This is a genomic window from Sphingomonas daechungensis, assembly GCF_014489495.1.
Lineage (GTDB): Bacteria > Pseudomonadota > Alphaproteobacteria > Sphingomonadales > Sphingomonadaceae > Sphingomicrobium > Sphingomicrobium daechungense.
Window position 1 is genome coordinate 1,685,507 of the sequence record NZ_CP060780.1, and the last position, 26,962, is coordinate 1,712,468.

Here is a 26,962-nt window from a genome sequence, read left to right on the forward strand (position 1 = left end):
GGTCTACTGCGGCGGAACAAGGATTTCAGTTCCTCGCGGTCGGTGCCCCGAGGAACCACACCGCCGGGAAGTAGACCGCCATGCCGCCACCGACGAGCGCGACGACGCCCGCAAGGCGCTTCACGACCGTACCGTCGAACCAGCCGCCGAGAACCATTCGGATGCCGTACAGAGCCGCGACCATGAGAGCGCCGGCGATAAGCTGGCGAATGATGCGGCTAGCGAGCCAGCCTTCGATCCGGAAATGCCCGCGCCGATGGAGGATCACGTAGAGGATCAGGCAGTTGAGCCACGAGGTAATCGCGATCGCGGAGGCAAGGCCGGCAATGCCGAATGGCGGGATCAGGACGAAATTGAGGACAACGGTCGCGATCAGGACGAAGACAGCAATCTTCACTGGCGTTGCCGTGTCTTGCCGAGCGTAAAAGCCGGGCGTCAGGACCTTGACGAGCACATAAGCCGGCAAGCCAAGCACGATGATCGACAGCGTCAGCGCCGTCAGCCGAGCATCCTCCGGCGTGAACTTGCCGCCCTGGAAGAGCGCCGACACCAGGGGAAGAGCGCTCACCGCAAGAGCGAGGGCCGCGGGAAGGCAGAGCAGCATGGCGAGCTCCGCCGCTTGTCCTTGGACCTTCGCCGCTTTCTCGGGCTCGTTGGCGCCGACATATTTGCTCACCTGCGGCAGGATCGCAGTTCCCAGAGCCGCACCGATCACGCCGAGCGGAAGCTGGTTGAGGCGGTCGGCATAGTTGAAATAGCTCATCGCCCCGGTCCCGATGCGCGTCAGGAAGAACGTGTCGATGAAGGCGCTGATCTGATAGACGCCCGCCCCCAAAGTCGCCGGAATGACGACCCGGACAAACTGGCGGACGCCGGGAGTCATCCTCGGCCGCCGAAGCTTCAGCACCACGCCGGCTCGCTTGCAGGCCGTCAGGAGCAGCGCGAGCTGCATCATGCCGCCGACAGTGACGGCGACAGCAAGCGCGTAGGCGGTGGTCGTTCCGCCCTGCGGCACGAAGATCAGCGCCGTGAGCATCGCGAGATTGAGCAAGGCGGGAGCAAAGGCCGCCGCGGTGAACCGCGAGAGGCTGTTGAGGATGCCCGAAAACAGGGAAACGAGGCTGATCAGCAGCAGGTAGGGGAAGGTCAGGCGAGTGAGGAACGTCGCCAGCCACAATTCCTGCCCGTGATAGCCCGAGATCAGGAACACGAACGGTCCCATGATGATCTCGAAGACGAGGGTGAAGAGGATCAGGGTCGGGAGAAAGATCGCCAGCACTTCCTCGCTGAACTTCTTCGCCTCTACCTCGCCGTTCTCACCCTGCAGCCGCTGGCTGTAGAGCGGGACGAAGCCGGCCGAAAAGGCGCCTTCACCGAACAGACGGCGAAAAGTGTTGGGAAGCCGGAACGCGACGAAAAAGGCGTCCGCCTGCCAGCTTGCGCCCATGACGCGAGACATCAGCATCTCGCGCGCGAAGCCCGCAATGCGGCTGACCAGGGTCAGCCCGCCGATTGTTCCAGTTGCCTTGAGCAGGTTCATGACGCGATCCCGCTTCGGTCAGGCGCGATTACGCCTGGCCCTCGTCGGGCGACGGGGCCGGCTCCGCCGGAGCGGCCTCGCCGCTGCCGTTAGCCTCACCTTCCTGGGCTGCCTGCAGTTGCGCGAGGTACGCGGCCCCAAAATCGATGCCGTCCAGAAGCAGCGGCGGGAAACCGGCGTTCTGCGTCGACTCCGCAATGATCTGGCGGGCGAACGGGAACAGCAGGCGAGGGGCCTCGACGAGGAGGAACGGCCCAAGCGCTTCTTCCGGGAAGTTGCGAAGTCCGAACAGGCCGCCGTAGCTGAGCTCGATCATGAACTGGACGCCGCTGTCGGAACGTGCGGAGACGTCGAGCTTGATCACCACCTCATGAACGTCGTCCGAAACGCGATCGACATTGATGTTGAACTGAACGTCGACGCGCGGCTGGTCCTGCCACTGGAACACATGCGGCGCATTTGGATTCTCAATCGAAAGGTCTTTGATGTATTGCGCAAGGGTCGCGGCCTGCGGGCCAAGGTTCTGGTCCCCGGAGCCGTTGCCGGGTGTAAGCGTATCCTGATCGGCCATTGTGTTCTTCGCCTTGATCGATTTGGGAGTTGCGGACCCTGTTTGGACCCGTGCGCGTTTGCGGTTGGCCGACTAGCAGTCGCCCATCGGGCGCGCAATGGCGACGGCATGGCGATGCGGGCTTTGAATTGAAAGGTTTCGCGCACTATGTTCGTGCTAAGATTTGAAGGATCGGACTCGAAGCTTTGACTGTGATCATCATCCTGGCTCTGGTGGCATTGTTCATCGGTCTGCGGCTCTACAGTGTGCTGGGTGAGCGCACGGGACATGAGCAGCAGCCGATTCTGAAGCCTGCCGATCCTGAGGCTATGGTCGAGCCGCGGGTGACCCAGCCCTCGGTCCTGCAGCCGTCGTCGACCGATGCTGGCGACCTTGCCTATCTGCCAACCGCGGGCCGGGCGTGCGCGCCTTGCTCGCGGCTGATCAGACATTCGACGTCGCGAAGTTCCTCGAGGGCGCGAAGTCCGCCTACCAGATCGTGCTCGGAGCCTTCTGGAAGGGCGATGCGAATGCGCTGCGCCCCTATGTCGACGACCATGTTTACGAGACGTTTTCGTCTGCCATCGAGCAGCGTGAGAAGGACGGACTCGTCCTCGACAACAGGCTAGTCAACGTTGAGCAGACCCTCATCACCGAGGCATCGGCCGATCACGATCTTGCGGTTGTCACGGTTCGGTTCGAAGCCGACATTGCGGCGGTCACTCGCAACAAGGATGGCGAAGTTGTCGCCGGCTCGCTCAGCGACGCGGTGCAGACCCGCGACCTGTGGACTTTCCGTCGGAAGATCGGTTCTCGCGATCCCAACTGGCTTCTGATCGAGACCGACGAGGAAGAGTGACCCGCGCCGCAAGAGCGGTTGCGCTCGCGACTTTCATCTTCCTGTCAGCTTGCGCGACGCGGCCAGTCCCGGCTCCAACGCAGCCTGCACCAGCGCCCGTCCCAAGGCCCGTTCCTCCGCCCGCGCCGCTTGCCCCGCCGCCGCCTGCTAACGCCATTGCAGCGGGCATCAGTCTGGCGGCCGCGCCGCAATTTGTCACACAGATGGACGCGAGCCGGGCTTTCAAGGCTTTCCGAGCGAGCTGTCCGGCGCTTCTACGCCGTCAGGATCAATCTGGCCTGACGTCAGGTGCTGCCTGGGCCGCGGTTTGCACTGAAGCGAGCGCAGTTGCGCCGGAAGCCGCCGGCGCGTTCTTCCGCGATCGCTTTGACTGGATCTCGGTCGGCGGCGGCAAGGCCTTCGCAACCGGCTATTACGAGCCGGAAATCGCCGGATCGCGGTCGCCGCTGCCCGGCTACGTTCCCATCCATGGTATACCGCGGGACCTGACACGCTGCACTCGCCTGGATGGCCAGACCGGACGCGGCCGAGTCGACGAGACAGGCACCTGCGTTCTCTATTTCACGCGGCCCGAAATTGAGGACGGAGCGATTGCCGACCGCGCACCGATCCTTGCCTGGGCGGCCGACAACGTCGACCTGTTTTTCCTAGAAATTCAGGGATCAGGCCGCGTCCGTTTCCCTGACGGGACAGTCATGCGGCTCGGCTATGCGAACCAGAACGGCCGTGATTATGTGGCCATCGGGCGTCTCCTCCGCGAGCGCGGCATCTTGCCACCGGGCGGGGCCAACATGCAGGCGATCAAGGACTGGATGCGCGCGAACCCCGATCAGGGCCGCCAGCTCATGCGCGAGAATCTGTCCTACATCTTCTTTCGGGAGTTGACGGGACCGGGGCCATTGGGCGCCATGAACGTTCCCGTCTCGCCCAAGGCGACGGTGGCGGCCGACCCCAGGTTCGTCCCGCTCGGCGCTCCGGTGTTTCTAGCGATGGATCGGCCGGAGGCTTACGGTTTCTGGGTCGCGCAGGATACCGGCGGTGCCATCAAGGGGGCCAATCGCTTCGATACATTCTGGGGCGCGGGAGAGGACGCCACGCGCATCGCCGGCGGCATGTCCGCCAACGGCGTCGCCTGGGTCCTGGTGCCAAAGGGCACCGTGAATGGCGCGACCGCTCAGCCCTGATGAGGCCGAGCTTTGGGCTCGTGTCACCGCCACGATCCGACCGCTATCGCGCGAGCCGCTCAAGTCGTCCTCTACCCAAATAGAAGAGCTGCCGAGCGCCGTGGAGGGGATGACACCCATCGCCACGACCAAGCTGAAGCCGCCAGCCCGGGAGAACCGGTCCCCTCAGCCGCCGCAGCCCGGTAGGACACTCGACGGAACATGGGATCGCAAGCTGCGCTCCGGATCGGTTCAACCCGACCGGATTGTCGACCTTCACGGCCTCAATCTGGACCAGGCCTGGAGCGCGATCGACGTGGCGTTGGAACGTGCCGAGGCTGCCGGCGATCGCGTCCTTTTGTTAATAACTGGGCACCATCGCCCAGGTGAACCGCCGGTCGCTCGCGGACGGATTCGGGCGGCAGTCCACGACTGGCTCGCGGCATCGCGTCACGCAGGGAGAATTGCGGCCGTTCGTGGGGCTCATCGGCGTCACGGCGGAGGCGGCAGCCTCTATCTCGTCCTTCGAAAACGGTAACTCGTTCACTGCACACTTTTTTAACCGTGCCCGTTTAGGACTCGCTGAACGGCAATCGGCCGTCTCGAGGCACGCGACCATCTTCATGAAGGCAGGCTCGGCTCAGAAGTTCAGCAACGCCCTGCTTTCGGGCGCGGCGGGGTTCGCCTCCTTCATATTTTCGCTGTGCGCCTTCCTCTACATCACCAACTTCAACGACCAGATCGTCGCGTCGGTCGTCGCCGGCGCCTTCTGCTTGCTGATCTGTTACATCGCGTCGGAGCGTCCCAACAGCGAAAGTGCTCGCGCGCTAACCGCCTTGGGGATCGCCTGCTGGCCGTTGAAGGCGGCGACCTGATTTCACCGCCGCCGGCAATCGTTCGTCGCAACATGCCGAAGCTTGCCGCAGCCGTGGATACCCTTTTCGCGGAGGTGCGATCCTCGATCGAGAACGCCCAGGCGCTCGGCATGTATGATCCGGTGACGTCGCTGCCGAACCGGCTTCATTTCCGCTCCGAGGCGGACAAGCTGCTTTGTGACGTCGGTCCGGACAAAAGCTGCGCAATGCTGTTCGTGGACCTCGATCGCTTCAAGATGGTCAATGACAGCCTTGGTCACGCTCGCGGCGACCAACTCCTGATCATGGTGGCCAATCGCCTGCGCGTGGTGGTCACTGCCGAAATTGCCGAGACGGCTTGCAAGAGACCGCTGCTGGCGCGTCTTGCCGGCGACGAGTTCACCTTGTTCTTTCCCGACATTGCGTCGACTGCGGATGTCGAACGAATTGCACGGCGCATCGTCGTGGCGATCTCGGAGCCGTTTGAGCTTTACGGCCATAGCGTCGACATCGGCGCTTCGATCGGCGTCGCGCTCAACCCCGATCACGGGACGACCGTCGAATCCCTCATGCGAGCGGCGGACATTGCCATGTACCGTGCAAAGGCGCTCGGCGGGGGCAGCACTGCCTGTTCGATGACGAGCTCGCCGCCGAACATCAGCGCAAGATCGATATGGAAAAGGCGCTCACGGAGGCTGTCCAGCGCGGCGAGTTCGTGCTGGCTTATCAGCCGCAGCTTAGCCTGGTGACCGGCGAGCTCGTCGGTACCGAGGCGCTCTTGCGTTGGAATCACCCGCGCGATGGCCTGTGCCTGCCGGGATTGTTCATTCCGATTGCGGAGAGCACTGGCCTGATTTCCGAGATAGGCGACTGGGTTATCGGCGAAGTCGCCGCAACGCTCGGCAGTTGGCACCGTGAGGGTTTCGATCGCAGGGTCGCGTTCAATGTCAGTCCGCGGCAGCTCGACCGCGCAGACTTTTTCGACCGCTTGCGCCAAGCCTTCGCCGAGAACCACGTTCCGCTTTCGTTGGTCGAACTCGAGTTCACCGAAACAGCGGCGATGCGCGCAAGCGATACCGTCGTTGCGGAAATCGCGTCGCTCCGCGAGGATGGCGTGCGCATCGCGATTGACGACTTCGGAACGGGTTATTCGAACTTTGCCCGCTTGCAGAAGCTTCCACTGGACCGCGTCAAGTTGGACCCGTCGTTGATCGTCGACATCGAGGAGTCCGACAAGGCGAGGGTGATGGTTCAGGCCGTTATGCAACTGATCCAGGGCGTCGAATGCGAGATTGTCGCCGAGGCCGTGGAGACATCCGCCCAGGCCGACATATTGCGTGCCATGGGTTGCCACACCATCCAGGGTTACGTGTTCGCTGAGCCGATGTTCGAAACCGAATATCTGGCGTGGACACGCGATGCCGCTCCGTCGCGCTCGGTCGCCTGACCACCCCGCTCTCCGCACACCGCTGTTGCCTGAATGCCACGTTGGCGTGCGTTGCGGCACGCGCGGGTACCCACAATCTAAATTTATGTTAATCTTATCGCCGGGTTAACGGGGAAAGGGGTGTCCATGAAGGGCGCTTTTCTGAAAGCGGTGGCTGCCGCTTGTCTTGCTTTGAGCGGTACGGTGGCGAGTGCCACGGACTTCATCTTCACGTTTGGATCCGACCTGACCGATCCCAACGTCATGGGAACTGGCGCCGTCTCCGGGACGGTCACCGGGCGGATCGTCGGACTCACCGACAATGCAACGTCCAGCGCGCAGTCGGTCTTCATCGACAGCTTTTCACCGAATGCGGGCGCCTCCGTCCCGTGGATGCGAGGCTGTGGTTTTCTCAGTTCGAGAACAGCTTCACCGTGCAGAACGGCGTCATCACCTCTGCCGTCTTCCATGCGGACAATGATTTCAGCGCGTCCCTGGATCGGCTTTACATCAACGTCCCGATCTACGGTGCCGGCGGCACGAATTACGCCTCGGTGGGCTCGAATAACTCGACTTCGGTCTGGAATAACCAGGGCCTGTTCGGGATCACGTTCACGCGCATCGACACTGCCGTGCCGGAGCCTGCAACGTGGATGATGATGCTGATCGGCTTCGGGGCAATCGGTTTTGCGGCCCGGAGGTCTCGCGTCCGCGCGCTAGGCCTGGCCTAGCACCTTCTCCAGCGCGCGTTGGTATATGCGCGATAGCTGGTAAACGTCGTCCACGGCTGCGCTTTCGTTGAGCTTGTGCATCGTCGCGTTCGGAAGTCCGAAATCGACGACCGGGCACAGCTCGATCAGGAAGCGCCCGTCGGACGTGCCTCCCGAGGTCGACAGTTCCGGCGTGATGCCGGTCTCTTCCTCGATCGCAGCGACGATCACGTCGTAGAGTTGGCCGGGCGGGGTTAGGAAAGCCTCGCCGGAGATACGTGCTCGAACGGCCGAGCCTGGGGCTTCGCGTTCCGCGATCTCTTCGACCATCCGCACCAGAGCCTCCCGCGCTGCATGTTGTTGAAGCGGATGTTGAGCTGGGCAGTCCCTGTCGCCGGGATGACGTTGCTCGCCTGCGTCGGGGTGCTGATCGCCGTGAATTCCAGATTGGATGGCGGGAAGGCGTCAGTGCCATCGTCGAGGTGGATTGCATCGAGCGCCGCCACGACCCGCGCCAGCTTCGGAATCGGATTGTCGGCACGGTGCGGATAGGCAACGTGTCCCTGGGTGCCGGGCACGTCGATCCACATGTTGACCGATCCGCGCCGCCCGATCTTGACCGTATCGCCAAGACGATCGACCGAAGTCGGCTCGCCGATCAGGATCATGTCGGGCTTGATCGACCATTCCTTCAGCCAATCGATGATCCGCGGCGTCCCGTACGTCGCATACCCTTCCTCGTCGCCGGTGATGAGCAGGGAAATGGTCCCGCCTGCTGCATCGGTGCGGGAGACGGCAGCGACGAAGGCCGCAATGGCGCATTTCATATCGGCAGCGCCGCGGCCGGTCATCACGCCATTATCGATGACGGTTTCGAACGGATCGGTGGCCCAGCCATCGCCCGGAGGAACGACGTCGAGGTGCCCGGCAAAACCGAAGTGTGGGCCGCCGCCGCCGCGTATGGCAACCATGTTCTCGGTCGGGCCGTCGGGCGGCTCTCCAAGCGTGAAACGATGAACGGTGAATCCGAGCGGCGTCAAAGCCCTTCCAGTACGTCGAAGACTTCGCCGCGCGCCGGGGTCACGCTTGCGCAGTTGATTAGGTCCCGCGCAAGCGCGATTGGATCGACTGACATTTCGCTGGCGTAGCAAAGGAGCGAGGCATGCCAAGATCGACCTTGAATCCATCGAGCAGGTCAATCGCACGGGCTATCCGCCGCCGTTCGACAAGGAGCTTGCGGGCCGCTGGTATCGACGCCTTGCCCCAGCAACGGGCCTGACCGACTTCGGCGTGAGCCACGTGACTCTCAAGCCCGGTGCTTGGTCGAGCCAGCGTCACTGGCACAATGGCGAGGACGAGTTCGTCGTCATGCTTTCGGGCGAGGCCGTTCTCGTCGAGAACGAGGGGCGGACGAAGCTCCGTGCTGGGGACCTCGCGGCCTGGCCTAAGGGAACCGGGATCGGCCACCATTTGATCAACGAAAGCGGCGAAGACTGCAGCTTCCTCGCGTTCGGAGGCGGCACCAACACTGGCGGCGGCTATTCCGACATTGACCTGATCTTCACGCCCGAAGGCACCTACGCCCACAAGGACGGCATGCCCTATCCGGATACGAAGCGTCCGGCCTAGGCGGGTTCCTGTTCGTAATGCTCGATGACCCAAGGCTCGTCCTGCGCCTTGTCGATCCATTCACCGACGTGAGGGTGGGAGAGGACCGCTTTCATGTAGAGCTCGGCGAACGGAGGTAGCGGCACCGAATAAGTGATGAAACGTGTCACAACCGGTGCGTACATCATGTCGACGGCGCACCAGCGGCCGAACAGGAAATCGCCTCCGCCGCCAAAGCGCGCGCGGGCCTGCGCCCAAAGGGTCAGGATGCGTTCGATCTCGCCCCGGACTCCTTCGGGCAACGGCTTGAACGGGAAGGTCTTGCGGACGTTCATCGGAAGCTCGCGGCGGAGGTTCGCAAAGCTCGAGTGCATTTCGGCCGCCATCGACCGCGCCATGCCGCAGGCGGTCTCATCGTCCGGCCAGTAGAGCTCCTTGCCGAAGCGGTCGGCGAGAAATTCGACGATGGCAAGACTGTCCCAAACGACGCAGTCGCCGTCCCAAAGGATCGGCACCTTGCCGAGCGAAGGCGCGAACTCGTCGCCCTCGCGACGCTTTTCCCAATCCTCGTCGAACATCGGCACGACCAGCTCTTCGAACTCCTCGCCCGTCTGCTTCACCGCCAGCCAGCCGCGCATCGACCAGCTCGAATAGGCGCGATTACCGATGATGATCTTCAGCAAGGCTATCCCTCAGGATGTCGCGGCTTCAAGGATTGCGGTCCGCAGCTCGGCGATACCGGACCCGGTTTCGCTCGATGTCACGATGAGTTGCGGGTGTGCGGCGGCATGCTTGGCGGCCTCAACCTTCGTCCGCTCTAGCGTTTCGGCGAGATCAGTCGCCTTCACCTTGTCGGCCTTCGTCAGGACAAGCTGGTAATTGACTGCCGCACCGTCGAGCATCTCCATGATCTCGAGATCGACCGGTTTGATCCCGTGCCTCGAATCGATCAGCACGATCGCGCGGCGGAGGACTGCGCGGCCGCGCAGGAAGTCGTTCACCAGGAATCGCCAGCGCTTCACCAGGTCCTTTGGGCTTCCGCAAACCCGTAGCCGGGCATGTCCACCAAGCGGATTTGCGGAGGTTGGCCGACATCGAAGAAGTTCAGCTCCTGCGTGCGGCCCGGCGTATTCGACGTCCGCGCCAAACCCTTCCGGTTCGTCAAGGCGTTGAGCAACGAGCTTTTCCCGACGTTCGACCGGCCCGCGAACGCGATCTCCGGATAGTCCGGGTCAGGCAGGAACTTGAGGCCCGGCGCCGACTTCAGGAACTCGACGGGCCCCGCAAACAGCTTGCGCGCGCGTTCGCTATGCTCGTCCTGCTCCTCCGACACGTCAGGTTGTCGCCGGATGCGTGTCGGAGAAGTGGAGGCCGTATCTCTTGTACAGCCACCACTGTTGCAGGATCGTCAGGATGTTGCTGGTGACCCAGTAGAGTTGCAGGCCGCTCGCAAACGGCGCCATCACGAACATCATCACCCACGGCATGATCGCGAAGATCTGCTGCTGCGTCGGGTCGACCGGGGCGGGGTTCAGCTTGAACTGGATCCACATCGTCACGCCAAGCAAGATCGGAAGCACGCCAATCGCCAGGAAGTGCGGCGGCGTGAAATCGAGCAGGCCGAACAGATTCACCGGCGTCAACGGGTCCGGAGCCGACAGATCCTGAATCCACAGCACGAACGGCTGGTGCCGCATTTCGACGCTGACCATCAGCACCTTGTAGAGCGCGTAGAAGACCGGAATCTGGAGCAGGATCGGAAGGCAACCCGCCGCAGGATTGATCTTCTCCTGCTGGTACAGCTTCATCATCTCTTGCTGAAGACGCGGCTTGTCTTCCTTGTAGCGCTCCTGGAGCGCCTTCATCTTCGGCTGCAGCTTGCGCATCGCCGCCATCGACTGGAACTGCTTCTGCGCAATCGGGAACATCAGCGCGCGGACGATTACCGTCAGGAGAATGATCGCCACGCCGAAGTTGCCGGTGATTTGGAACAGCCAGTTCAGCAGGTCGAAGATCGGCCGCATGAACCATTCGAACCAGCCCCAGTCGATCGCCTTGGAAACCTTCGGGACGCCCGCGGCCTCGTAGCGGTCGAGCGTGGTCTTTTCCTTCGCTCCGGCAAAGACCGAGGTCTTGAAGTTGCTCGATTGACCGGGAGCGACAATTGCGGCGGGTCCGACGCTGTCCGCCTGGTAGGCGCCGGTGTTGGAATAGCGGAACGAGTCCTGCGTTGTCCCTTCCGGAGCCAGCGCCGTCAGCCAATATTTGTCGGTAAACCCGATCCAGCCCTTGGATGCGTCATACTTCAGGCCGCTGGGCCCGGCCTCGCGGATCGTCTTCCAGTCGGCCTCGTAGTCCGCCTTGCCGTCGCGGACGGTCATGGGTCCGACGTGAACCGTCCACGACGACACGTCGGCGGAACGGCCTGCCCGGCTGGAGAAGCTGTAGGGCTGGACCTGGATCGGCTGCGTAGAGCCATTGGTGACCCGTTGATCGACCGTAAAGAGGTAGAGGTCGTCGATCGAGATCTTGAGCTCGTAGGTAACGCCCGTGGGGCTGACCCAGCTCAACGTGACTGGCTTGTCCGGCGTCAGGACGGGCGAGCTTGCCTTCCACAGCGTGTCGGCATTGGGCGTGTCCGGCCCGTTCCAGCTGAACCCGACGAAGGATGCGGCATGGGTCCCCTGCGGGGAAAGCAGCGCCACCGGAGACGAGTCCTTCTTGTAGGAAACGTGGTGCTTCAGCATCCACAGATCGTCGATCCGTGCTCCCTTGAGGTTGATCGAGCCGCGCAGCGATGGCGTTTCGATCTGCACGCGCGGCGCTTCCGCGATCACCGCGCTGCGATCGCGCAATTGTGACGGCGTACCTGCGACCGGCGTGTTGCTGGGTTGCGAGGGCTGATTGGCCGCCTGAACCTTGCCTTTCTCGACCTTTGGCGGAGGATTCGCCGGGACGAACCTGTCGGACAGAAAGCTCCATCCGAGCAGCACGAGCGCGCTCAGTACGACCGCGAGGATCAGGTTCTTGCTCTCGTTCACTTAGGATCCTCGATCAGGGTACAGGGTCGGGGCCTTGGCCGCCCCAGGGGTGACAGCGCATGATCCGCTTGAAAGCGAGCCATCCACCGCGCGCCGCCCATAGCGTTGAAGTGCAGTGATCGCATAGGCCGAACAGCTAGGCTGGTAGCGGCAGCTTGGGGGCAAGACGCGCGAGGGCCTTTCTGCCAAGCCTTCGCGATCAGGATCATGCCCTTGGCAATCACGGCCGCGCCTTTTCGAGCGCCTTCGACAGGTCGCTGCGCAAGGCATTGAATTCACGCTCGATCCCGCTTGAGCGGCCAATCATCACATGGTCTGCGCCGGCATGTCCGCTCGACGGAATGATCTCGCGCGCAAGCTCGCGGAAACGGCGCTTCATCCGGTTGCGGATAACCGCCCGCCGACCTTCTTGCTGACGGTGAAGCCCACGCGCTTTACAGGGTCGCCGTCCTTGCGATCGCGAACGAGCAGCACAAAGCCCGGCATCGCCGCGCGCCGACCGGCGTTCGCAGCGAGAAAATCCGAGCGTTTGCGGAGGATTGTTAGGCGCTGAGCTTCTTGCGGCCGCGGGCGCGGCGAGCATTCAACACCTTGCGTCCGCCGACGGTCGCCATCCGCGACCGAAAGCCGTGACGGCGCTTGCGGACGAGGTTGCTCGGCTGGAAGGTGCGCTTCATCGCTCATTCTCTCAAAATCTAAATGAAAAGGGCCGCCATTCCGGCAGCCGCTGTTGCAGCGGGCCGATAAGGGAGGGCCGCTGCAAAGTCAATTCGGCTGGCCCTCTTCGGGCAAACTTGCCTGACGGGCCTTTTCGACTTCCTTACGCCGGCGCGCGCTCCGCCTGCGCAGTGCAAAGTCCGTCCAGTTCCCCGGCTTCACCTGCTTGCCGAGAACCGTCGGTTCCCACTTCTTGAAACGGGCGTAGCGGCGCTTGGCCCACATGCTGGTCTTTAGGACCATGGCCAGGCCGATGCCGGCAACGATGACGCCGCCGGGTCCGGGGACTGCACCGACCAGTGGTGCAACCACGAACAAAAGCAGCAGGCCGACCACGAAGATCGTCCATTCGACAATCGGGTTGTCGATGAATTTTCGCCACTGGTCCTTCGTTATCATCCCGACGATGTGGGGCCAGTCGCCTTCTCTCGCAAGGACTTGCGGTGTGGCTCAGGTGCGGGCTAGCAAGTCGGCGCCGAGTTAGGGGGGTGTCTGCGTAGCGCAATGTTGTCCCTTGGCGGTGCCGCATGACGGCCACCGTCGCCACGGTTGCGTATCTCGGGCTCGAAGCCCGGCCGGTCGAAGTCCAGGTCCAGCTCTCCGCCGGATTGCCCCGTTTCACCATCGTCGGATTACCGGACAAGGCGGTCGCGGAAAGCCGCGAGCGCGTTCATGCCGCGCTTGCATCGATCGGCCTCGCGCTCCCGCCCAAGCGGATTACCGTGAACCTTTCGCCGGCGGACTTGCCGAAGGAAGGGTCGCACTTCGACCTGCCCATCGCGCTCTGCCTCTTGGCTGCAATCGGTGCCGCGGACGCCGAGGCTTTGTCTCATTACGTCATCGTTGGCGAATTGAAGCTCGATGGGCGGATCGCATCGTCTCCCGGAGTTCTCCTGGCCGCAATCCAGGCGTCGTCAGAGGACAAGGGCCTGATCTGCCCGGCCGAGCAAGGCGCGGAAGCTGCGTGGGCCGGGAACGTCGAGGTGATCGCGGCGCCGGACCTGTTGGCATTGCTATCTCATCTAAAGGGGTCGTCAGTGCTCCTTCCGCCGCAGCCGGGCGAAGCGGTCGAACATGCGTCCGGTCCCGACCTTAAGCAGGTCAAGGGTCAGGAAGTCGCCAAGCGCGCGCTCGAGATTGCCGCGGCCGGCGGCCATAACCTGCTGATGAGCGGTCCTCCGGGCGCCGGGAAGTCGCTTCTTGCGGCTTGCCTTCCCGGCATCCTGCCGCCCCTTCAATCCGCCGAAGCGCTCGAAGTGTCGATGGTCGCATCTGTCGCTGGGGAACTGGAAGGCGGGCGGATGACCAGGCGCCGGCCATTCCGCGCACCGCACCACTCGGCATCTATGCCCGCGTTGGTCGGCGGTGGACTTCGCGTTCGACCGGGAGAGATCAGCCTTGCTCACCTTGGCGTCCTGTTCCTCGACGAACTGCCGGAATTCCAGCGCGGCGTTCTGGATTCGCTTCGGCAGCCTCTCGAGACCGGCAATGTCAGCGTTGCGCGAGCGAATACGCACGTCACCTTCCCGGCGCGTGTGCAGCTTGTCGCGGCGATGAACCCCTGCCGGTGCGGCCATCTGGGAGACCCGGCCCTTGCCTGCAGCCGGGCGCCCAGGTGTGCTGCGGATTACCAGGCGCGCGTATCGGGGCCGCTGCTCGACCGCATCGATCTGCATGTGGACGTGCAAGGGGTTTCGGCAGCCGACCTGACCTTGCCGCCGCCAGCGGAAGGAAGCGCGGAGGTCGCGGGCCGAGTGGCGGCTGCCCGCCAGCTGCAGGCCGACCGCTACAACGGCTCAGGAGTACGTACTAACGCGGAGGCCGACGGCGAGGTTCTCGAGAGGTTTGCGACACCGGACGAGCCCGGACGCAAGCTCTTAGCGGATGCGGCGGCGGCGATGCGGCTCTCGGCGCGCGGATTCCACCGGGTCCTCCGCGTCGCGCGCACGGTCGCGGACCTCGCGGAGTCACAGAGTGTCGGCCGGATCCATGTCGCGGAGGCCTTGAGCTACCGAAGGCAGGTGCCACGTAATTGATATTTAACAATAACAATGTCTAACGGCGGCAACGGGGGCCAAATGAGACTGTTTGAATCAGCGCGTCAGACGCTCAAGAAATATGCGGACTTTTCGGGACGGGCGTCGCGAGAGGAGTTCTGGCTCTTCTTCGCGTTCGTGATCGTTGCCAACGCCGTGGCCGGCATAGTCGGGGCGTTGCTTGGGATGCGCGGGATCCTCTCCGGCCTCGTCGGTCTCTTGCTGATCGTTCCACAAATCGCCGTTGCCGTTCGCCGCCTGCAAGTCTGGCCGCGAACTTGTCGTTCCCTGCCTGCTCCTGCTGCTTCTGCCGCTGGCATTCGCGTTCCGGGCATTCTGCCGCAGATCGTCGCCCTCGGCGTCCTCGGAGTCGTCCTGCTCGCGTTCGCGCACCTGTTGACCCTGTTCATGAAGAGGGGCACGACCGTTCCCAACCGATACGGCGCGGCGCCGACAGCCTTTTCCTTCGCCAGCTGACAACCATCGGTTGTCCTGGAGGCAAGCCGTCGCTAGCTAGGCGCTTCGGGCCCCTGTGGCGGAATGGTAGACGCGCTCGACTCAAAATCGAGTTCCTAACCGGAGTGTCCGTTCGAGTCGGACCAGGGGCACCACGAATTCCTTCGCAAGCCGCTGGCGAGCAAGGCTTATCGCGGATATCGTCAGCCCATGGATGCTCGGACAACGAAAGCGAAGGCCGCTCCGCCGCCACCGCCGGAGATTCCGCACGCATTGATTGAAAGCAGTGCAAAGCGAGATCGGCTGCTTGCATCGATTGCGCTGATCGCGGGCATCGGCAGCCTGCTTGCATTGCCATTCGCATTGAGGGCGGGCGCAGAGTTCTTCATGCCCGTCACGGCCGCGCTGGTCGTCGCCATCACGCTTGTACCGATGCTGGAATGGTTCGAGCGGCGCGGGGTGCCGTCACGCCTGGCCGCCGGGCTTTGCATCATCTTCTTCATCCTGATCGCCGTCTTTGCGATCGGCTCGATCGTCCTTCCGGCCATCGACTGGGTTGCGTTGGTGCCGGAACGTATCCCGAGGGTGAAGGCAGAGCTGGATCCGGTGCTCGACCTCTACAAGGCGTTCGACAAGTTCGTTGACCGAATTTTCTCGCAGATCACCGTCTTTCCAGATCGTGGCGGACGGACCGTCACGCTGGAGACGCCCAACTCGCTCGGGGCCTCCTCGCCACGTCCGCACCGCATGTCCTCATCCAGCTCTTCTTCTCGCTGTTGGTGATCTTCTTTTTTCTCGCCGGCTGGACGTCGATGCGGAAGAAGACGATCGTCAGCCGCGGCAGCTTTGAGGGCGCGCTGACCACGGCGCGAGTGATCCAGCAGGTCGTCGACGCCACCTCGATCTACATCGGCACCATCACCCTCATCAACGTGACCCTAGGCGCGCTGACGGCATTGATCCTGTGGCAGCTGGGCATGGATTCCCCGATCATGTGGGGCGGCATCGTCGCGGTGCTGAACTACATCCCTTACCTCGGCCCGATCGTGTCGGCGTTGCTGCTGTTCCTCGGCGGATTGATGATCTTCTCGGATGTGTGGACGGCGATGCTTCCACCTCTGATCTTCGTCGGCCTGCACATGGTGGAAGCCAATTTCATCACGCCGATGATCGTCGGCAAGAGATTGACCATCAGCCCGCTGGCGATCCTGATCGCGCTGAGCTTCTGGTCCTGGGTTTGGGGGACGACGGGTGCGCTGCTTGCCGTCCCGTTGCTGATCATCATGAAGACGATTTTCTCGGCCGCCGGAACGCCTGACATCGCGGGCTTCCTGTTCGAACACGGCACGCTGACGCATGTCGGCGATGAGGAAGAAGAAAAAGACTCAGCCGATGTTGACACCCCGCAGGGTGCCACCTAGTTCGCCGCCACGCCAAAAACGCGGGTGTAGCTCAGTTGGTTAGAGCGCCGGCCTGTCACGCCGGAGGTCGCGGGTTCGAGCCCCGTCACTCGCGCCATTCCTGAAATCTGGATTGCTTATTGCGGCGAGCCGCTGGCGCTTCCGGCCGTGGCGCTGGCGACGCCGAGCGGCTTGTCGTCCACCGCAGCCATGCCGCCGTTCAGCGACCAGCGCAAATTGTCCGAAGCCTTCACTTCCTCGACATACTCCTTGTGCTTCACCTCGTCCGACGCCTTGCGGGCGGTCAGGTTGAAGCGAACCGCAACGCGCTTGTCGCCGCGCATCGACGGGGCGAGCTTGATCGTCTCGGCGCCCGGTATCTCGGCGATCGCCTTGCCGACATCTCCAGCCTGCCCGCGTGTCGCAATATCGCGCTGTTCGGCAAGGATAGCCGCCGACCGCAATGCGCCGACATTCGGCTCGCTGCGCGCATAGGACTGTACGAAGGCGGCCGGACGACCCATCCGCCAGCCCAACGATAGAAGATGTGTGCCCCAACGATTGCGTTCTTGGTCAGGGTCGGCGCCCAGTAAGGGACGACGTAATTCGCATGGTAGTGGGTGGCGTTGCCGACGGGCTTATAGACGTAGCCGTTCAGTGCCGCCTCGGCGACGGCCTTGGCGCGGTTCCATGCACCAAGCTCCGGCCGCGCATCAGCGAGCCGTCGCAGGTAAAGGTGAACTGGCAGCCGGTCGCGCGCGTCGAACCTTCATACACGACGCCGCAGACGTTCGCGGGGAAGGCCGGATGGCGAACCCTGTTAAGAACGACCTGAGCGACGGCGCGCTGTCCATCGAGGCTTTCCTGGCCCGCCTCGTAATAGACAGCGCTGGTCAGGCATTCGAGCGCTCTGCCCGCGCCGCAGAGTCAGCGGAGCCGAGCGAGAAGGCTTTGGCGGCAGGGTTCGGTCCCGTGTCGATCGCAATCCCCTGGTTGATCGCTTCCGCTTGCTCGACGGGCAATTGCCGGACGAGCAGGGGAGGCGGAGCAGGAAGGGCTTTCGGATCAGACGCGGAGGGCAGGCCTGACAAAGACGGCGTCGAACCCGCCGAGCCGGCGAGCGCGATGACGCCGGCAAGGGCGACGGCGCCGGCCATCACCACTTCGTAGGGTCGCTCGCGCAAGAAGCGCGCGGCCTGCAAGGCGATCGTCTGTGTCACGGGAGCGAGTGATATAGTGAAATAACACGCTCGATTCAATTGCGCGGCTTCGGATTCGCCCGCCAATGCCCCGTTTGCGACCAGCGGATCAGCGGCCGCAAAGGCGCGATCCAAGCGATTCCCATGACCAGGTAGAAGAGCGATTGGAGCAGGATCGGCCAGCGTCCGACGAAACTCGAGAGGCTTGCAACGAGGATCGCCCAGAAGAGGATCAGAAGCAGGATCGCGGCGATTCCTGCACCTCTCCGCCAACTCGGTTCAGTCACGCGAATTCCTCGACGCCATCCGGGCTGGCGAAGCCGTGGAGGGGGATGTCCCATGGATCGGAGGGAATGGCTGCTTCCAGGCGCTGCATGGCCCATCCGACGCCAATAAGCTTCGCACCCGTTTTCTTCAGGTGGCCGAGAGCGCGGTCATAATGGCCCTTGCCGCGACCCAGGCGGGTCCCACGACCATCGATCGCGATCAGCGGCACCAGGATCAGGTCCGGCTCCACAACCGGCGCACGTCGCTTCGGCTGCAGGAAGCCGAACGGTCCCGGCTCCACGGGGTCTCCGGAGAGGAACCGGAAAGGCTTTGCGGGATCGGAAAAGGCTGGGAAAGCGACGATGCGGCCCACCGCGCGCGCTTCCTCGATTGCCAGCATCGGGCTGATCTCGCTTCCCATCGGCGAATAGCCGGCGACAACGGCGGCATTGGCGCAGAGCGAGGTCAGATGCTCGGCAAGCTTCTGTTCGAGAATCGCGCGGTGCCCATCGTCCAGTGTCCGAACGAACGCCTTGCGTGCCTCCAGGGAGGATTTGCGCAGAACATCTTTCGACAGGTCGAAGGGAAGTGACGGGACCACCGTGGCCGTTTGCCGGAAATCCTCTGACGCCACAAACGTCAGGTGGGAACCATGTGCACCGGACCAGGATCCGGACAGGGACAGTCCCCTAGGATATTTAATCGCCTCAGGGATTTTCGTGGCTTCGTACCGGGCAGTACCCGTCAAGACCAAATCTAGGCGCTTGCCGCTTCGTTCTCAAGTGCCGCTGCGAGCGATTCGAGCCGGTCCGCAACCCGCTCGGCGCGTTCGGCAAGCGCCGGATCGATCGCTGGAGCCGGAGGCGGCGCAGCGACCTTCCCCTCATCGATCATGTCGTCCGCCAGGAGGAGCGAAGCGAAGAGAAGCTGGCGTGCCTCGGACAAGGTGCCCAGCCCGGACAGCGCCTCACGGCTCTTGGCGTCCACCAGCGACGCCGCCTTGCGAAGCGAGTCTTCTTCGCCGTCGCGGCAGGCGACACGGTAGCTTCGACCCGCGATGAAGACGTCGATCTCTGCCATCAGGCGTCCTCCGCCAAGCGAATGATCTGGTCGAGCTCAGCGACGGCCTCGCGGACTCGCGCCCGAAGCGCGTCGTCCTTTCCAGTGGGACGACTCAACTTGGGGACGGACTGCTCGATCCTGGCCAGTGCGCGCTCGACACGATCCAGTGCGGTATTGAGGCGGCTCTCTTCCATCCATTTCCGCTACGCAAGAACCGCGATTCCGGCAAGTCACGAGTGGCCGGCTTGAGGCCGCCGAGGTTGACGGTTCACCGCTCACCCGCCAAGGGCCACCGCAATCCGGCACGCCGAATCCCGAGCGCGGGCCGACCCCATGGATGGAGCGCGATTTGCAGCCGACTCAACGCCGACTTGCCAATGCCATTCGAGCCTTGGCGATGGACGCGGTCGAAGCTGCGAACAGCGGTCATCCGGGCATGCCGATGGGCATGGCGGATGCGGCCACCGCGCTCTTCACACGCCATCTGAAGTTCGACGCGTCCGATCCGCACTGGCCGGACCGCGATCGCTTCATCCTCTCGGCCGGCCATGGCTCGATGCTGATCTACGCGCTGCTGTACCTGACCGGTTACGCGCGGCCGACGATCGAGGACATCGAGCACTTCCGCCAGCTGCACAGCCCTACCGCCGGGCATCCGGAGAACTTCGAGCTTCCCGGAGTCGAGGTCACCACGGGTCCGCTTGGGCAGGGCGTCGCGATGGCCGTCGGGTCGGCGATCGCCGAGCGTCATCTCAATGCCGTCTACGGCGACGAGCTCGTCGATCACTGGACCTACGTGATCGCCGGCGACGGCTGCCTGATGGAAGGCGTCAACCACGAGGCGACGGGTCTCGCCGGCCACCTCAAGCTCGGCCGCCTGATCGTTCTGTGGGATGACAATGAGATTACCATCGACGGCTCGACGGAGCTCTCAAGGAACGAGGACGTCGTCGCGCGGCATCAGGCCGCGGGATGGCACACCACCGAGTGTGATGGTCTCGATGCCGACGACGTGTCGCGCGCCATCGACGAAGCCAAAGCCGACCCGCGTCCATCGCTGATCCGCTGCAAGACGATCATCGGCTTCGGCGCTCCGCACAAACAGGGCACGGCCGCAACGCACGGATCGGCGCTCGGCAAGGACGAGGTCGCTGCAGCGCGTGTGGAGCTGGATTGGGAACTTCCGGCATTCGAAGTTCCCGAGGACGTGCTCAGCACGTGGCGTGAGGCCGGACGAAAGGGTGCATCGGCCAAGGCAGAGTGGGAAAAGCGCCTCGGAGCGAGTGGCAGGAAGGACGAGTTCGTCAGCCGCACGGCCAACAAGGCCGACGACAGTTGGCTCAAGCCCTATGTCGACAGCTTGATCGCCAACCCGCCGACGGTCGCCACCCGCAAGGCGTCGGAAATGGCGCTCGAAGCGATCAATCCGGTGGTCACCGCGACGATCGGCGGGTCCGCCGACCTCACCGGCTCCAACAACACCAAGACCAAGGCGCTCGAGCCGCTTACCGCCGACAATTACGGCGGCCGCTACATCTACTACGGCATCCGCGAGTTTGGCATGGCCGCGGCAATGAACGGCATGGCGCTGCATGGCGGCGTGATCCCATACGGCGGCACCTTCCTTGTGTTCACCGACTACGCCCGCCCGGCGATCCGCCTCTCGGCGCTGCAGCAGGCCAAGGTCATTTACGTGATGACCCACGATAGCATTGGCCTTGGCGAGGACGGCCCGACCCACCAGCCGATCGAGCACCTCCAGAGCTTGCGCGCGATGCCGGGCCTGAACGTCTTTCGACCCGCTGATGCGGTCGAGACTGCCGAATGCTGGGCGCTGGCGCTGGAGACCAAGGAGCCGAGCGTCCTCGCTCTGACCCGCCAGAACCTGCGTCCGGTCCGTACCGTAGCCGTCGAGGGCAATCTCTGCGCGCGCGGCGCCTATCGTCTCAAGGCGGCCGGCAATGCCCGCAAGGTCATCATCATCGCCACCGGCTCCGAGGTCGAGATCGCTCTGGACACCGCGGAACGTCTTGAAGGGCAGGGCATCGGCACCGATGTGGTCTCCATGCCGTCCACCGAGCTTTTCGACGCGCAGACCGCCGAGTATCGCGAGGACATTCTGCCGGACGTTTCCAATCGCGAAATCCTCCGCGTCTCGATCGAGGCGGGCACGACCTTCGGCTGGGAGCGCTACACTGGTCTTCACGGCTTGCGCATCGGCATTGACCGCTTCGGCGTCTCGGCTCCGGCGAAGGACGCATACGAATTCTTCGGGCTAACCCCAGAGGCAATCGCCACAAGGGTGCTCAACCACATGAATCAAAGAGGCATCCAATGACGAAAGTTGCAATCAACGGATTCGGACGCATCGGGCGCCTGGTGGCTCGCGCGATCCTGGAACGCCCCGATAGCGGTCTCGAGCTGGTCGCCATCAACGACCTCGCCGATGCGAAGGCCAACGCCTGGCTGTTCAAGCGCGACAGCGTTCACGGCGTCTTCCCGGGCGAAGTCACGACCGATGGCAACGACATCATCGTCAACGGCAAGCGTATTCACGTCACCGCCGAGCGCGACCCGGCGAACCTTCCGCACGCCGCCAACGGCGTCGATATTGCGTTGGAGTGCACCGGCTTCTTCACCGACCGCGCAGGCGGCGAAAAGCATCTCGCGGCGGGCGCCAAGCGCGTTCTCATCTCGGCTCCGGCGAAGGGCGCCGACCTGACCGTCGTCTATGGCGTCAACGACGACAAGCTCACGCCTGAGCACAAGATCGTCTCCAACGCCTCCTGCACGACCAACTGCCTCGCGCCGGTCGCCAAGGTCATGAACGACACGATTGGCATCGAGCGCGGCCTGATGACGACGATCCACGCTTACACCAACGACCAGAAGATTCTCGACCAGATCCACTCGGACCTGCGTCGCGCGCGCGCTGCGGCGATGTCGATCATCCCGACGACCACCGGCGCGGCCCGTGCGGTGGGCGAGGTACTTCCGGAACTGAAGGGCAAGCTCGACGGCTCCGCGGTCCGCGTTCCGGTGCCGAACGTCAGCCTTGTCGACCTGACCTTCACGCCGAAGCGCGACACGACGCTTGAAGAGGTCAACGGCGCGCTCAAGGCCGCCAGCGAGAGCGGCCGCCTCAAGGGCATCCTCGCCTACACCGACGAGCCGCTCGTCTCGATCGACCTCAACCACAATTCGGCAAGCTCGACCGTCGACAGTCTCGAAACGGCCGTTCTCGAAGGCAAGCTCGTCCGCGTTGTCAGCTGGTACGATAACGAGTGGGGCTTCTCGAACCGCATGGTCGACACCGCCACGGCGATGGCCAAGCTCGGCTAAGGACTGTCCTACAGGCGTAGGATCGAACTATGGCTGATTGATGAGCGGTGCGATGGGCCCCAAAGCCCGGAAACTAGGCTCGTCAGTGTGAACATTGGGAACATTCGGGCTGATTCATGAGCGCTTTCAAGACCCTCGACGATCTTCCTGAAAACCTGAATGGCAAGCGCGTTCTGGTGCGCGTCGACCTGAACGTACCCATGCAGGATGGCTCGGTCAGCGATGACACGCGCCTCCGTGCTGTCGTTCCGACGATCGCCGAGCTGTCGGATCGGGGCGCAATCGTCCTGCTTCTGTCGCACTTCGGGCGTCCGAAGGGTCAGAACCGGCCCGACATGTCGACGGCACTGCTGGTGAAGCCGCTGTGGGAGCTAACCGGGCGTTCGGTCCGCTTCATCGAGGATTGTCAGGGACCGGAAGCGCAGCGCGCGATTTCTACGATGCTGCCCGGCAATATCGGCATCCTGGAGAATACCCGGTTTCACGCGGGCGAAGAGAAGAACGATCCGGAGCTGGCCAAGGGCATGGCGGCCCTTGGAGACTATTACGTCAACGATGCGTTCTCTGCCGCCCATCGTGCGCATGCCTCTACCGAGGGGGTGGCGCACCTCCTGCCGAGCTTTGCTGGACGGGCGATGGAGGCCGAACTCAAGGCCCTGCAGCAGGCGCTTGGCTCGCCTGAGCGACCGGTCGCGGCTGTTGTCGGTGGAGCCAAGGTCTCGACGAAGCTTGCGGTGCTCGGCCACCTTGTCGGCAAGGTCGATCATTTGATCATCGGCGGAGGCATGGCCAACACCTTCCTTGCCGCACGCGGCGTCGATGTCGGCAAGTCGCTTTGCGAGCATGATCTGACCGGCGAGGCCAATGCGATATTTGATCGCGCCGACGAGGCCGGCTGCACGATCCATCTTCCATACGATGTGGTTGTCGCGAAGGAGTTCGCCCGGAACCCGCCGAGCCTGCGCACATGCAACGTGCACGAGGTCCAGGCCGACGAGATGATCCTCGACGTCGGACCGGCGGCGGTGGAAGCTCTCGCGGACGCTCTCAAGACCTGCCGCACATTGGTTTGGAACGGCCCGCTTGGAGCATTCGAAACGCCGCCGTTCGACACCGCAACAGTCGCTCTCGCCAAGACCGCGGCGGCGCTCACCAAGGACGGTGCCCTGGTGTCCGTCGCGGGAGGCGGCGACACGGTGGCCGCGCTCAATCATGCCGGCGTGACGCAGGATTTCACCTTCGTCTCGACCGCAGGCGGTGCGTTCCTCGAATGGATGGAGGGCCGAACCCTCCCGGCGTGGCCGCGCTGGAGCAATGAGCGCCAAGCTTCTGCATTTCTTTCCGACGCCGGTCATCGTCGATGAAGTCGGCGATGCAGAAGCGCTCAATCGTGAGCTGGAACCGCTCATTCTCGAACAGCACAAGCGGGATTCCGGACTGAAGCTGTCAAATCGCGGGGTTGGCAGTCGAAGCGCGACTTCCCGCGCTGGTCGGGTACCGCCGGGCGGCGCCTGCTCGATCATGCGTCCGCCGTGGCCAGCGCTCACACGGGCCATCGTCCCGATCGTCCGCCTCCGCAGTGGACCATCGACATCTGGGCGAACGTGAACACGTCCGGAGCCTTCAACATGCCGCACGTTCACGGCGGTAGTTACTGGTCCTGCGTATACTACGTTCGCGCGGGCGAAGGAGAGGGCGGGCAGCTCGTCCTTCACGATCCGCGCATGCCGGCCTTGAGGATGCATGCGCCGGGCTTGCGCTTTCGGGATAGCGGGCCTGATGTCCGCACCGAAATCGAACCGAAGAGCGGGCTGATGGTCCTGTTTCCGGCCTGGCTGCTCCACAGTGTGGAGCCCTGGTTCGGGGAGGGAAACCGGATTTCCGTTGCAATGAACATCCGCGCGGCACTAGCGCGGCGCTAACGAAGAATGGGGATGACAATGCCGAACCACGACATGCTGACGAAGGTGAAGAGCGCCAACGGCTTCATCGCGGCCCTCGACCAGAGCGGCGGATCGACGCCGGGCGCGCTCAAGGGCTACGGCTACAAGGGCGACGAGTGGTCGTCGGATGCCGAGATGTACGATCTCGTTCACAAGATGCGGGTGCGGATCATCTCCTCTCCGGTCTTCAACGGCGACAAGGTTCTCGGCGCGATCCTGTTCGAGCGAACCATGGACGGGGAGGCCAATGGCCAGCCGGTTCCAGCCTACCTTTGGAGCAAGGGCGTCGTTCCGTTCCTCAAGATCGACAAGGGGCTCGCCGATGAGGCCAACGGCGTCCAGCTGATGAAGCCGAACCCCGATCTCGACCAGCTTCTGGAGCGTGCGGTCCAGAAGGGCATTTTCGGAACCAAGGAGCGCTCGGTCGTCCATCTCGCCAACCCGCAGGGCATTGCAGACGTCGTCGCCCAGCAATTCGAGGTCGGCAAGCAGGTGCTCAGCCACGGGCTGGTGCCGATCATCGAGCCAGAAGTGAATATCAAGAGCGCCGAGCGGGCCGAAGCGGACGTTCTGCTTCGCGACGAAATCCTGAAGCATCTCGATCAGCTTTCGGAAGGCAGCGAAGTCATGCTCAAGCTGTCGATCCCAGCCGTGCCCGGGACGTTCGATGCATTGGTCAATCATCCGCGCGTGCTGCGCGTCGTTGCTTTGTCCGGCGGCTTTTCCCGAACCGACGCCTGCCGCGAGCTTGCGAAGAATCCAGGCATGATCGCCAGCTTCTCGCGCGCCCTGCTCGAAAGCCTTCGCCACGATACGAGCGAAGCCGACTTCGATCGTGAGCTCGGTGAAGCGATCGACGAAATCTACGAGGCATCGACCGACAAGGTTGCCGCTTAACGGTGGAGGACGATTTCGATCCGGCAGACTTTCCGCCGCCGCGGCGGACGGAGGCCTGCCGCCTCTACCTGATCTCGCCTCAAGACGTTGGCGGCGGTTTCGCTGACCGGCTGAAGGCCGCCTGCGACACGGGTGAAGTCGCCGCGTTTCAGCTTCGCGTGAAGGATGTCGGTGAGCACGAGCTCGCCCGGTGGGCGGACCCGCTGCAGAGGATCTGCGCCGACGCCGGCACTGCGTTCATCGTCAACGACAGCATCGGCCTGGCCAAGCGCCTTGGCGCCGACGGCGTGCACCTTGGCCAGGGCGATGGGGACGTGCGGGAGGCGCGGGCGGTGCTTGGGCCGGGCGCGCAGATCGGCGTAACCTGCCACGACAGCCGACACCTTGCAATGAGTGCCGGGGAAGCGGGCGCGGATTACGTGGCGTTTGGCGCATTCTACCCGACGTTGACGAAGCCATCCTCTTATCGTCCGGACCCTTCGATCCTTAGCTGGTGGTCGTCGGTGTTCGAGATCCCCTGTGTCGCGATCGGCGGCATCACGCCGCAGAATGCCGAGCCTTTGGTTCGCGCGGGCGCGGACTTCCTCGCTGTTTGCCAGGCCGTGTGGGGTGAGGAGGACGTCGCGAAGGTCGTCACGGAATTCGCGAAGCTGTTTGAACAGACATTGATCTGACGGCGGCGGGAAACTGCCGATAACCGCCCGAACTGTATCCCAAACGACACAAGCTGAAAGCGAATCCCCCAACAGCCGCGGAACGCTGCAACTTCGCCGCTGCTGACCGGTTGGAGGCCGCGACAAGCAAGCAAGGGAAATCTCAATGCGTAACTATCTGCTCGCCGCCGCCGCGGCGGCTGCAATCGCGTCTCCGGCAGCCGCGCGGGACAACGCCGGATACGTCGGTATCGAAGGCGGTGTCCTGTTCCCGAAGGATCAGGATGCTGACCTGTTGGTGGATTATACGACCACCCAAACCGTGGCGACGACGCCGACGATCATCGGTCCGGCGGACGCCACCTACAACAACACCTTCGGCCTCGATTACAAGCGCGGCTACGATCTGGACGTCATCGGCGGCTACGACTTCGGCATGTTCCGGCTCGAGGGCGAGCTTGGTTACAAGCGTTCAAAGATCGACGGCCTCGAAGTCGACTCCACGGACCTGGCGGCGATCAGCACCGCCCTCAACCGGCCCGACCGCGACGTCGCTCCGGACATCGTCGATCCGCTGCCGGCGCTGATCGGCGGCGACATCGATCTCGACAACAGCAGCGTCAAAGTCCTGTCGGGAATGATCAACGCGCTGGTTGATTTCGGCAACGACGACGGCCTGTCCTTCTCGGTCGGAGCCGGCGCCGGTCGTGCTCGCGTCAAGGCGCTCGGCGAGAGCGACAGCGCCTGGGCGTTCCAGGGCATTGCCGCGCTGCGCTACGCGCTCAGCCGGAATATCGATATCGGCCTGAAGTATCGCTACTTCCGCACCGGCAATCTCGATCTTTCCAGCAACGCGGGCTTCGCGCTTGCGGGCAATCCGGAGACGGTGATCGGCACCGACGCGGCGGGCGCGCCGGTCACGACCGATGTCACGACCAATGCGGTTGGCTTCACCAACTTCGAATCGAAGTTCCGGTCGCATAGCCTGATGGCCAGCCTGATCTTCAACTTTGGTGGTGCGGAAGCCGCTCCTCCGCCCCCACCGCCGCCTCCACCGGCTCCTCCGCCCCCTCCGCCGCCGTCGACGCAGACGTGTCCGGATGGAACGGTGATCCTGGCGACCGAGGCTTGCCCAGCTCCGCCCCCTCCGCCTCCGCCGCCGCCACCGGCGCCAGAGCGCGGCTAAACTTTAGCTCCGCTTAAAGGGGATCCTGGGCGAGGCAGCTGCTTCGCCCGGGA

Annotated in this window: 30 protein-coding genes, 2 tRNA genes, 1 other RNA gene and 6 pseudogenes; 20 read left to right on the forward strand and 19 right to left on the reverse strand. The window is 63.6% G+C overall.

Annotation, left to right across the window (positions count from 1 at the left end; genetic code table 11):
* Window positions 1-25: 25 nt before the first annotated feature.
* A complete protein-coding gene (gene murJ, locus H9L15_RS09055; RefSeq protein WP_223276123.1) occupies window positions 26-1,540 on the reverse strand; it encodes a murein biosynthesis integral membrane protein MurJ in 1,515 nt (504 codons plus the stop codon).
* A 28-nt stretch (window positions 1,541-1,568) separates the two neighbouring features.
* On the reverse strand, window positions 1,569-2,111 hold the full coding sequence (gene secB, locus H9L15_RS09060) for a protein-export chaperone SecB (protein WP_187713877.1): 543 nt from the start codon (window positions 2,109-2,111) through the stop codon (window positions 1,569-1,571).
* Between the two features lie 400 nt (window positions 2,112-2,511).
* Between secB and H9L15_RS09065 the strand changes: the two genes are divergently transcribed.
* The 7 genes from H9L15_RS09065 to H9L15_RS17470 all read left to right on the forward strand — a co-directional run bounded on the left by H9L15_RS09065 (window position 2,512) and on the right by H9L15_RS17470 (window position 7,123).
* Complete coding sequence (locus tag H9L15_RS09065; protein ID WP_317617472.1) at window positions 2,512-2,949, forward strand: Tim44/TimA family putative adaptor protein; 438 nt, start codon at window positions 2,512-2,514, stop codon at window positions 2,947-2,949.
* Window positions 2,946-4,133: a murein transglycosylase A gene (gene mltA / locus H9L15_RS09070; protein WP_187713878.1), complete on the forward strand. Its 1,188-nt coding sequence runs from the start codon at window positions 2,946-2,948 to the stop codon at window positions 4,131-4,133. The genes H9L15_RS09065 and mltA overlap by 4 nt, the downstream gene beginning before the upstream one ends.
* The gene (locus H9L15_RS09075) at window positions 4,111-4,650 is read left to right on the forward strand and encodes a Smr/MutS family protein (protein ID WP_187713879.1); all 540 of its coding nucleotides are present in this window, start codon (window positions 4,111-4,113) and stop codon (window positions 4,648-4,650) included. The genes mltA and H9L15_RS09075 overlap by 23 nt, the downstream gene beginning before the upstream one ends.
* A gap of 85 nt (window positions 4,651-4,735) precedes the next feature.
* Complete coding sequence (locus H9L15_RS09080; protein ID WP_187713880.1) at window positions 4,736-4,987, forward strand: hypothetical protein; 252 nt, start codon at window positions 4,736-4,738, stop codon at window positions 4,985-4,987.
* A 32-nt stretch (window positions 4,988-5,019) separates the two neighbouring features.
* On the forward strand, window positions 5,020-5,715 hold the full coding sequence (locus H9L15_RS09085) for a GGDEF domain-containing protein (protein WP_187713881.1): 696 nt from the start codon (window positions 5,020-5,022) through the stop codon (window positions 5,713-5,715).
* Complete coding sequence (locus tag H9L15_RS09090) at window positions 5,640-6,413, forward strand: EAL domain-containing protein (protein ID WP_187713882.1); 774 nt, start codon at window positions 5,640-5,642, stop codon at window positions 6,411-6,413. The genes H9L15_RS09085 and H9L15_RS09090 overlap by 76 nt, the downstream gene beginning before the upstream one ends.
* Window positions 6,414-6,781: 368 nt before the next feature.
* Entirely contained in the window at window positions 6,782-7,123 is a 342-nt protein-coding gene (locus H9L15_RS17470) for a PEPxxWA-CTERM sorting domain-containing protein (RefSeq protein ID WP_223276124.1), read from the forward strand.
* Here H9L15_RS17470 and dapE read toward each other — a convergent pair.
* Window positions 7,109-8,237 (reverse strand): annotated as a pseudogene (gene dapE, locus H9L15_RS09100) (succinyl-diaminopimelate desuccinylase). The gene H9L15_RS17470 and the pseudogene dapE overlap by 15 nt on opposite strands.
* On the opposite strand from dapE, the gene H9L15_RS09105 reads away from it, so the two are divergent.
* A complete protein-coding gene (locus tag H9L15_RS09105; RefSeq protein ID WP_223276125.1) occupies window positions 8,222-8,731 on the forward strand; it encodes a cupin domain-containing protein in 510 nt (169 codons plus the stop codon). The pseudogene dapE and the gene H9L15_RS09105 sit on opposite strands and share 16 nt — an antisense overlap.
* On the opposite strand, the gene H9L15_RS09110 is transcribed toward H9L15_RS09105, so the two are convergent.
* The 7 genes and pseudogenes from H9L15_RS09110 to H9L15_RS09140 form a co-directional block, all read right to left on the reverse strand.
* The gene (locus tag H9L15_RS09110; RefSeq protein WP_223276670.1) at window positions 8,728-9,390 is read right to left on the reverse strand and encodes a glutathione S-transferase family protein; all 663 of its coding nucleotides are present in this window, start codon (window positions 9,388-9,390) and stop codon (window positions 8,728-8,730) included. The genes H9L15_RS09105 and H9L15_RS09110 overlap by 4 nt on opposite strands.
* A 12-nt stretch (window positions 9,391-9,402) precedes the next feature.
* A pseudogene (yihA, locus tag H9L15_RS09115) lies at window positions 9,403-10,043 on the reverse strand (ribosome biogenesis GTP-binding protein YihA/YsxC).
* Window position 10,044: 1 nt separating this feature from the next.
* Complete coding sequence (gene yidC, locus H9L15_RS09120; RefSeq protein ID WP_187713884.1) at window positions 10,045-11,751, reverse strand: membrane protein insertase YidC; 1,707 nt, start codon at window positions 11,749-11,751, stop codon at window positions 10,045-10,047.
* 13 nt (window positions 11,752-11,764) lie between these two features.
* Window positions 11,765-11,975 (reverse strand): annotated as a pseudogene (gene yidD / locus H9L15_RS09125) (membrane protein insertion efficiency factor YidD).
* 8 nt (window positions 11,976-11,983) lie between these two features.
* A pseudogene (rnpA, locus tag H9L15_RS09130) lies at window positions 11,984-12,237 on the reverse strand (ribonuclease P protein component); the annotation flags it as partial.
* Between the two features lie 56 nt (window positions 12,238-12,293).
* Complete coding sequence (gene rpmH / locus H9L15_RS09135) at window positions 12,294-12,428, reverse strand: 50S ribosomal protein L34 (protein WP_037504084.1); 135 nt, start codon at window positions 12,426-12,428, stop codon at window positions 12,294-12,296.
* Window positions 12,429-12,516: 88 nt separating this feature from the next.
* On the reverse strand, window positions 12,517-12,867 hold the full coding sequence (locus H9L15_RS09140; RefSeq protein WP_187713885.1) for a hypothetical protein: 351 nt from the start codon (window positions 12,865-12,867) through the stop codon (window positions 12,517-12,519).
* A 128-nt stretch (window positions 12,868-12,995) separates the two neighbouring features.
* On the opposite strand from H9L15_RS09140, the gene H9L15_RS09145 reads away from it, so the two are divergent.
* The 5 genes and pseudogenes from H9L15_RS09145 (at window position 12,996) to H9L15_RS09165 (ending at window position 16,478) form a co-directional block, all read left to right on the forward strand.
* The gene (locus H9L15_RS09145; protein WP_187713886.1) at window positions 12,996-14,504 is read left to right on the forward strand and encodes a YifB family Mg chelatase-like AAA ATPase; all 1,509 of its coding nucleotides are present in this window, start codon (window positions 12,996-12,998) and stop codon (window positions 14,502-14,504) included.
* 42 nt (window positions 14,505-14,546) lie between these two features.
* Window positions 14,547-14,981 carry a DUF805 domain-containing protein gene (locus tag H9L15_RS09150; RefSeq protein WP_187713887.1) on the forward strand — a complete coding sequence of 145 codons (435 nt, stop codon included), beginning with the start codon at window positions 14,547-14,549 and terminating at the stop codon, window positions 14,979-14,981.
* A gap of 49 nt (window positions 14,982-15,030) precedes the next feature.
* A tRNA-Leu gene (locus H9L15_RS09155) sits at window positions 15,031-15,115 on the forward strand.
* A 55-nt stretch (window positions 15,116-15,170) separates the two neighbouring features.
* Window positions 15,171-16,381: pseudogene (locus tag H9L15_RS20730) on the forward strand (AI-2E family transporter).
* A 20-nt stretch (window positions 16,382-16,401) separates the two neighbouring features.
* Window positions 16,402-16,478: transfer RNA gene (locus H9L15_RS09165), tRNA-Asp, on the forward strand.
* Window positions 16,479-16,497: 19 nt separating this feature from the next.
* Here H9L15_RS09165 and H9L15_RS17475 read toward each other — a convergent pair.
* From H9L15_RS17475 to H9L15_RS09195, 9 genes and pseudogenes are all read right to left on the reverse strand, one after another.
* Window positions 16,498-16,884 carry a hypothetical protein gene (locus H9L15_RS17475; RefSeq protein ID WP_223276126.1) on the reverse strand — a complete coding sequence of 129 codons (387 nt, stop codon included), beginning with the start codon at window positions 16,882-16,884 and terminating at the stop codon, window positions 16,498-16,500.
* A 74-nt stretch (window positions 16,885-16,958) separates the two neighbouring features.
* A pseudogene (locus H9L15_RS20350) lies at window positions 16,959-17,018 on the reverse strand (hypothetical protein); the annotation flags it as partial.
* Entirely contained in the window at window positions 17,015-17,257 is a 243-nt protein-coding gene (locus H9L15_RS20355; RefSeq protein WP_398286925.1) for a cell wall hydrolase, read from the reverse strand. The pseudogene H9L15_RS20350 and the gene H9L15_RS20355, both read right to left, overlap by 4 nt.
* The gene (locus H9L15_RS09175) at window positions 17,254-17,580 is read right to left on the reverse strand and encodes a hypothetical protein (RefSeq protein WP_187713888.1); all 327 of its coding nucleotides are present in this window, start codon (window positions 17,578-17,580) and stop codon (window positions 17,254-17,256) included. The genes H9L15_RS20355 and H9L15_RS09175 overlap by 4 nt, the downstream gene beginning before the upstream one ends.
* Before the next feature lie 35 nt (window positions 17,581-17,615).
* Window positions 17,616-17,846 carry a DUF2842 domain-containing protein gene (locus H9L15_RS09180; RefSeq protein ID WP_223276127.1) on the reverse strand — a complete coding sequence of 77 codons (231 nt, stop codon included), beginning with the start codon at window positions 17,844-17,846 and terminating at the stop codon, window positions 17,616-17,618.
* Complete coding sequence (locus tag H9L15_RS09185; protein ID WP_345169935.1) at window positions 17,843-18,427, reverse strand: 5-formyltetrahydrofolate cyclo-ligase; 585 nt, start codon at window positions 18,425-18,427, stop codon at window positions 17,843-17,845. Before H9L15_RS09185 ends, H9L15_RS09180 begins: the two co-directional genes overlap by 4 nt.
* Window positions 18,417-18,570, reverse strand: a non-coding RNA gene (ssrS, locus tag H9L15_RS20735) — 6S RNA. The genes H9L15_RS09185 and ssrS overlap by 11 nt, the downstream gene beginning before the upstream one ends.
* A gap of 12 nt (window positions 18,571-18,582) precedes the next feature.
* A complete protein-coding gene (locus H9L15_RS09190; protein ID WP_187713891.1) occupies window positions 18,583-18,906 on the reverse strand; it encodes a cell division protein ZapA in 324 nt (107 codons plus the stop codon).
* Complete coding sequence (locus tag H9L15_RS09195; protein ID WP_187713892.1) at window positions 18,906-19,082, reverse strand: hypothetical protein; 177 nt, start codon at window positions 19,080-19,082, stop codon at window positions 18,906-18,908. The genes H9L15_RS09190 and H9L15_RS09195 overlap by 1 nt, the downstream gene beginning before the upstream one ends.
* A 203-nt stretch (window positions 19,083-19,285) precedes the next feature.
* Between H9L15_RS09195 and tkt the strand changes: the two genes are divergently transcribed.
* The 7 genes from tkt (at window position 19,286) to H9L15_RS09230 (ending at window position 26,909) form a co-directional block, all read left to right on the forward strand.
* Entirely contained in the window at window positions 19,286-21,226 is a 1,941-nt protein-coding gene (tkt, locus tag H9L15_RS09200; protein WP_398286927.1) for a transketolase, read from the forward strand.
* Complete coding sequence (gene gap / locus H9L15_RS09205; RefSeq protein WP_187713894.1) at window positions 21,223-22,230, forward strand: type I glyceraldehyde-3-phosphate dehydrogenase; 1,008 nt, start codon at window positions 21,223-21,225, stop codon at window positions 22,228-22,230. Before tkt ends, gap begins: the two co-directional genes overlap by 4 nt.
* Window positions 22,231-22,346: 116 nt before the next feature.
* Complete coding sequence (locus H9L15_RS09210) at window positions 22,347-23,594, forward strand: phosphoglycerate kinase (RefSeq protein WP_187713895.1); 1,248 nt, start codon at window positions 22,347-22,349, stop codon at window positions 23,592-23,594.
* A 168-nt stretch (window positions 23,595-23,762) separates the two neighbouring features.
* On the forward strand, window positions 23,763-24,152 hold the full coding sequence (locus tag H9L15_RS09215; protein ID WP_187713896.1) for a TIGR02466 family protein: 390 nt from the start codon (window positions 23,763-23,765) through the stop codon (window positions 24,150-24,152).
* Between the two features lie 18 nt (window positions 24,153-24,170).
* On the forward strand, window positions 24,171-25,070 hold the full coding sequence (locus H9L15_RS09220) for a fructose bisphosphate aldolase (RefSeq protein ID WP_187713897.1): 900 nt from the start codon (window positions 24,171-24,173) through the stop codon (window positions 25,068-25,070).
* Between the two features lie 2 nt (window positions 25,071-25,072).
* Complete coding sequence (thiE, locus tag H9L15_RS09225; RefSeq protein ID WP_187713898.1) at window positions 25,073-25,744, forward strand: thiamine phosphate synthase; 672 nt, start codon at window positions 25,073-25,075, stop codon at window positions 25,742-25,744.
* 145 nt (window positions 25,745-25,889) lie between these two features.
* Window positions 25,890-26,909 carry an outer membrane protein gene (locus tag H9L15_RS09230; RefSeq protein WP_187713899.1) on the forward strand — a complete coding sequence of 340 codons (1,020 nt, stop codon included), beginning with the start codon at window positions 25,890-25,892 and terminating at the stop codon, window positions 26,907-26,909.
* Window positions 26,910-26,962 lie beyond the last annotated feature (53 nt).

Bases quoted from the DNA above. Each gene is read 5' to 3' on its own strand.
- murJ (WP_223276123.1), bottom strand. From the start codon at position 1,540: ATGAACCTGCTCAAGGCAACTGGAACAATCGGCGGGCTGACCCTGGTC.
- secB (WP_187713877.1), bottom strand. From the start codon at position 2,111: ATGGCCGATCAGGATACGCTTACACCCGGCAACGGCTCCGGGGACCAG.
- H9L15_RS09075 (WP_187713879.1), top strand. From the start codon at position 4,111: ATGGCGCGACCGCTCAGCCCTGATGAGGCCGAGCTTTGGGCTCGTGTC.
- H9L15_RS09080 (WP_187713880.1), top strand. From the start codon at position 4,736: ATGAAGGCAGGCTCGGCTCAGAAGTTCAGCAACGCCCTGCTTTCGGGC.
- H9L15_RS09085 (WP_187713881.1), top strand. From the start codon at position 5,020: ATGCCGAAGCTTGCCGCAGCCGTGGATACCCTTTTCGCGGAGGTGCGA.
- H9L15_RS09090 (WP_187713882.1), top strand. From the start codon at position 5,640: ATGGAAAAGGCGCTCACGGAGGCTGTCCAGCGCGGCGAGTTCGTGCTG.
- rpmH (WP_037504084.1), bottom strand. From the start codon at position 12,428: ATGAAGCGCACCTTCCAGCCGAGCAACCTCGTCCGCAAGCGCCGTCAC.
- H9L15_RS09140 (WP_187713885.1), bottom strand. From the start codon at position 12,867: ATGATAACGAAGGACCAGTGGCGAAAATTCATCGACAACCCGATTGTC.
- H9L15_RS09145 (WP_187713886.1), top strand. From the start codon at position 12,996: ATGACGGCCACCGTCGCCACGGTTGCGTATCTCGGGCTCGAAGCCCGG.
- H9L15_RS09150 (WP_187713887.1), top strand. From the start codon at position 14,547: ATGAGACTGTTTGAATCAGCGCGTCAGACGCTCAAGAAATATGCGGAC.
- H9L15_RS17475 (WP_223276126.1), bottom strand. From the start codon at position 16,884: ATGGGTCGTCCGGCCGCCTTCGTACAGTCCTATGCGCGCAGCGAGCCG.
- H9L15_RS09190 (WP_187713891.1), bottom strand. From the start codon at position 18,906: ATGGCAGAGATCGACGTCTTCATCGCGGGTCGAAGCTACCGTGTCGCC.
- H9L15_RS09195 (WP_187713892.1), bottom strand. From the start codon at position 19,082: ATGGAAGAGAGCCGCCTCAATACCGCACTGGATCGTGTCGAGCGCGCA.
- tkt (WP_398286927.1), top strand. From the start codon at position 19,286: ATGGACGCGGTCGAAGCTGCGAACAGCGGTCATCCGGGCATGCCGATG.
- gap (WP_187713894.1), top strand. From the start codon at position 21,223: ATGACGAAAGTTGCAATCAACGGATTCGGACGCATCGGGCGCCTGGTG.
- H9L15_RS09210 (WP_187713895.1), top strand. From the start codon at position 22,347: ATGAGCGCTTTCAAGACCCTCGACGATCTTCCTGAAAACCTGAATGGC.
- H9L15_RS09220 (WP_187713897.1), top strand. From the start codon at position 24,171: ATGCCGAACCACGACATGCTGACGAAGGTGAAGAGCGCCAACGGCTTC.
- H9L15_RS09230 (WP_187713899.1), top strand. From the start codon at position 25,890: ATGCGTAACTATCTGCTCGCCGCCGCCGCGGCGGCTGCAATCGCGTCT.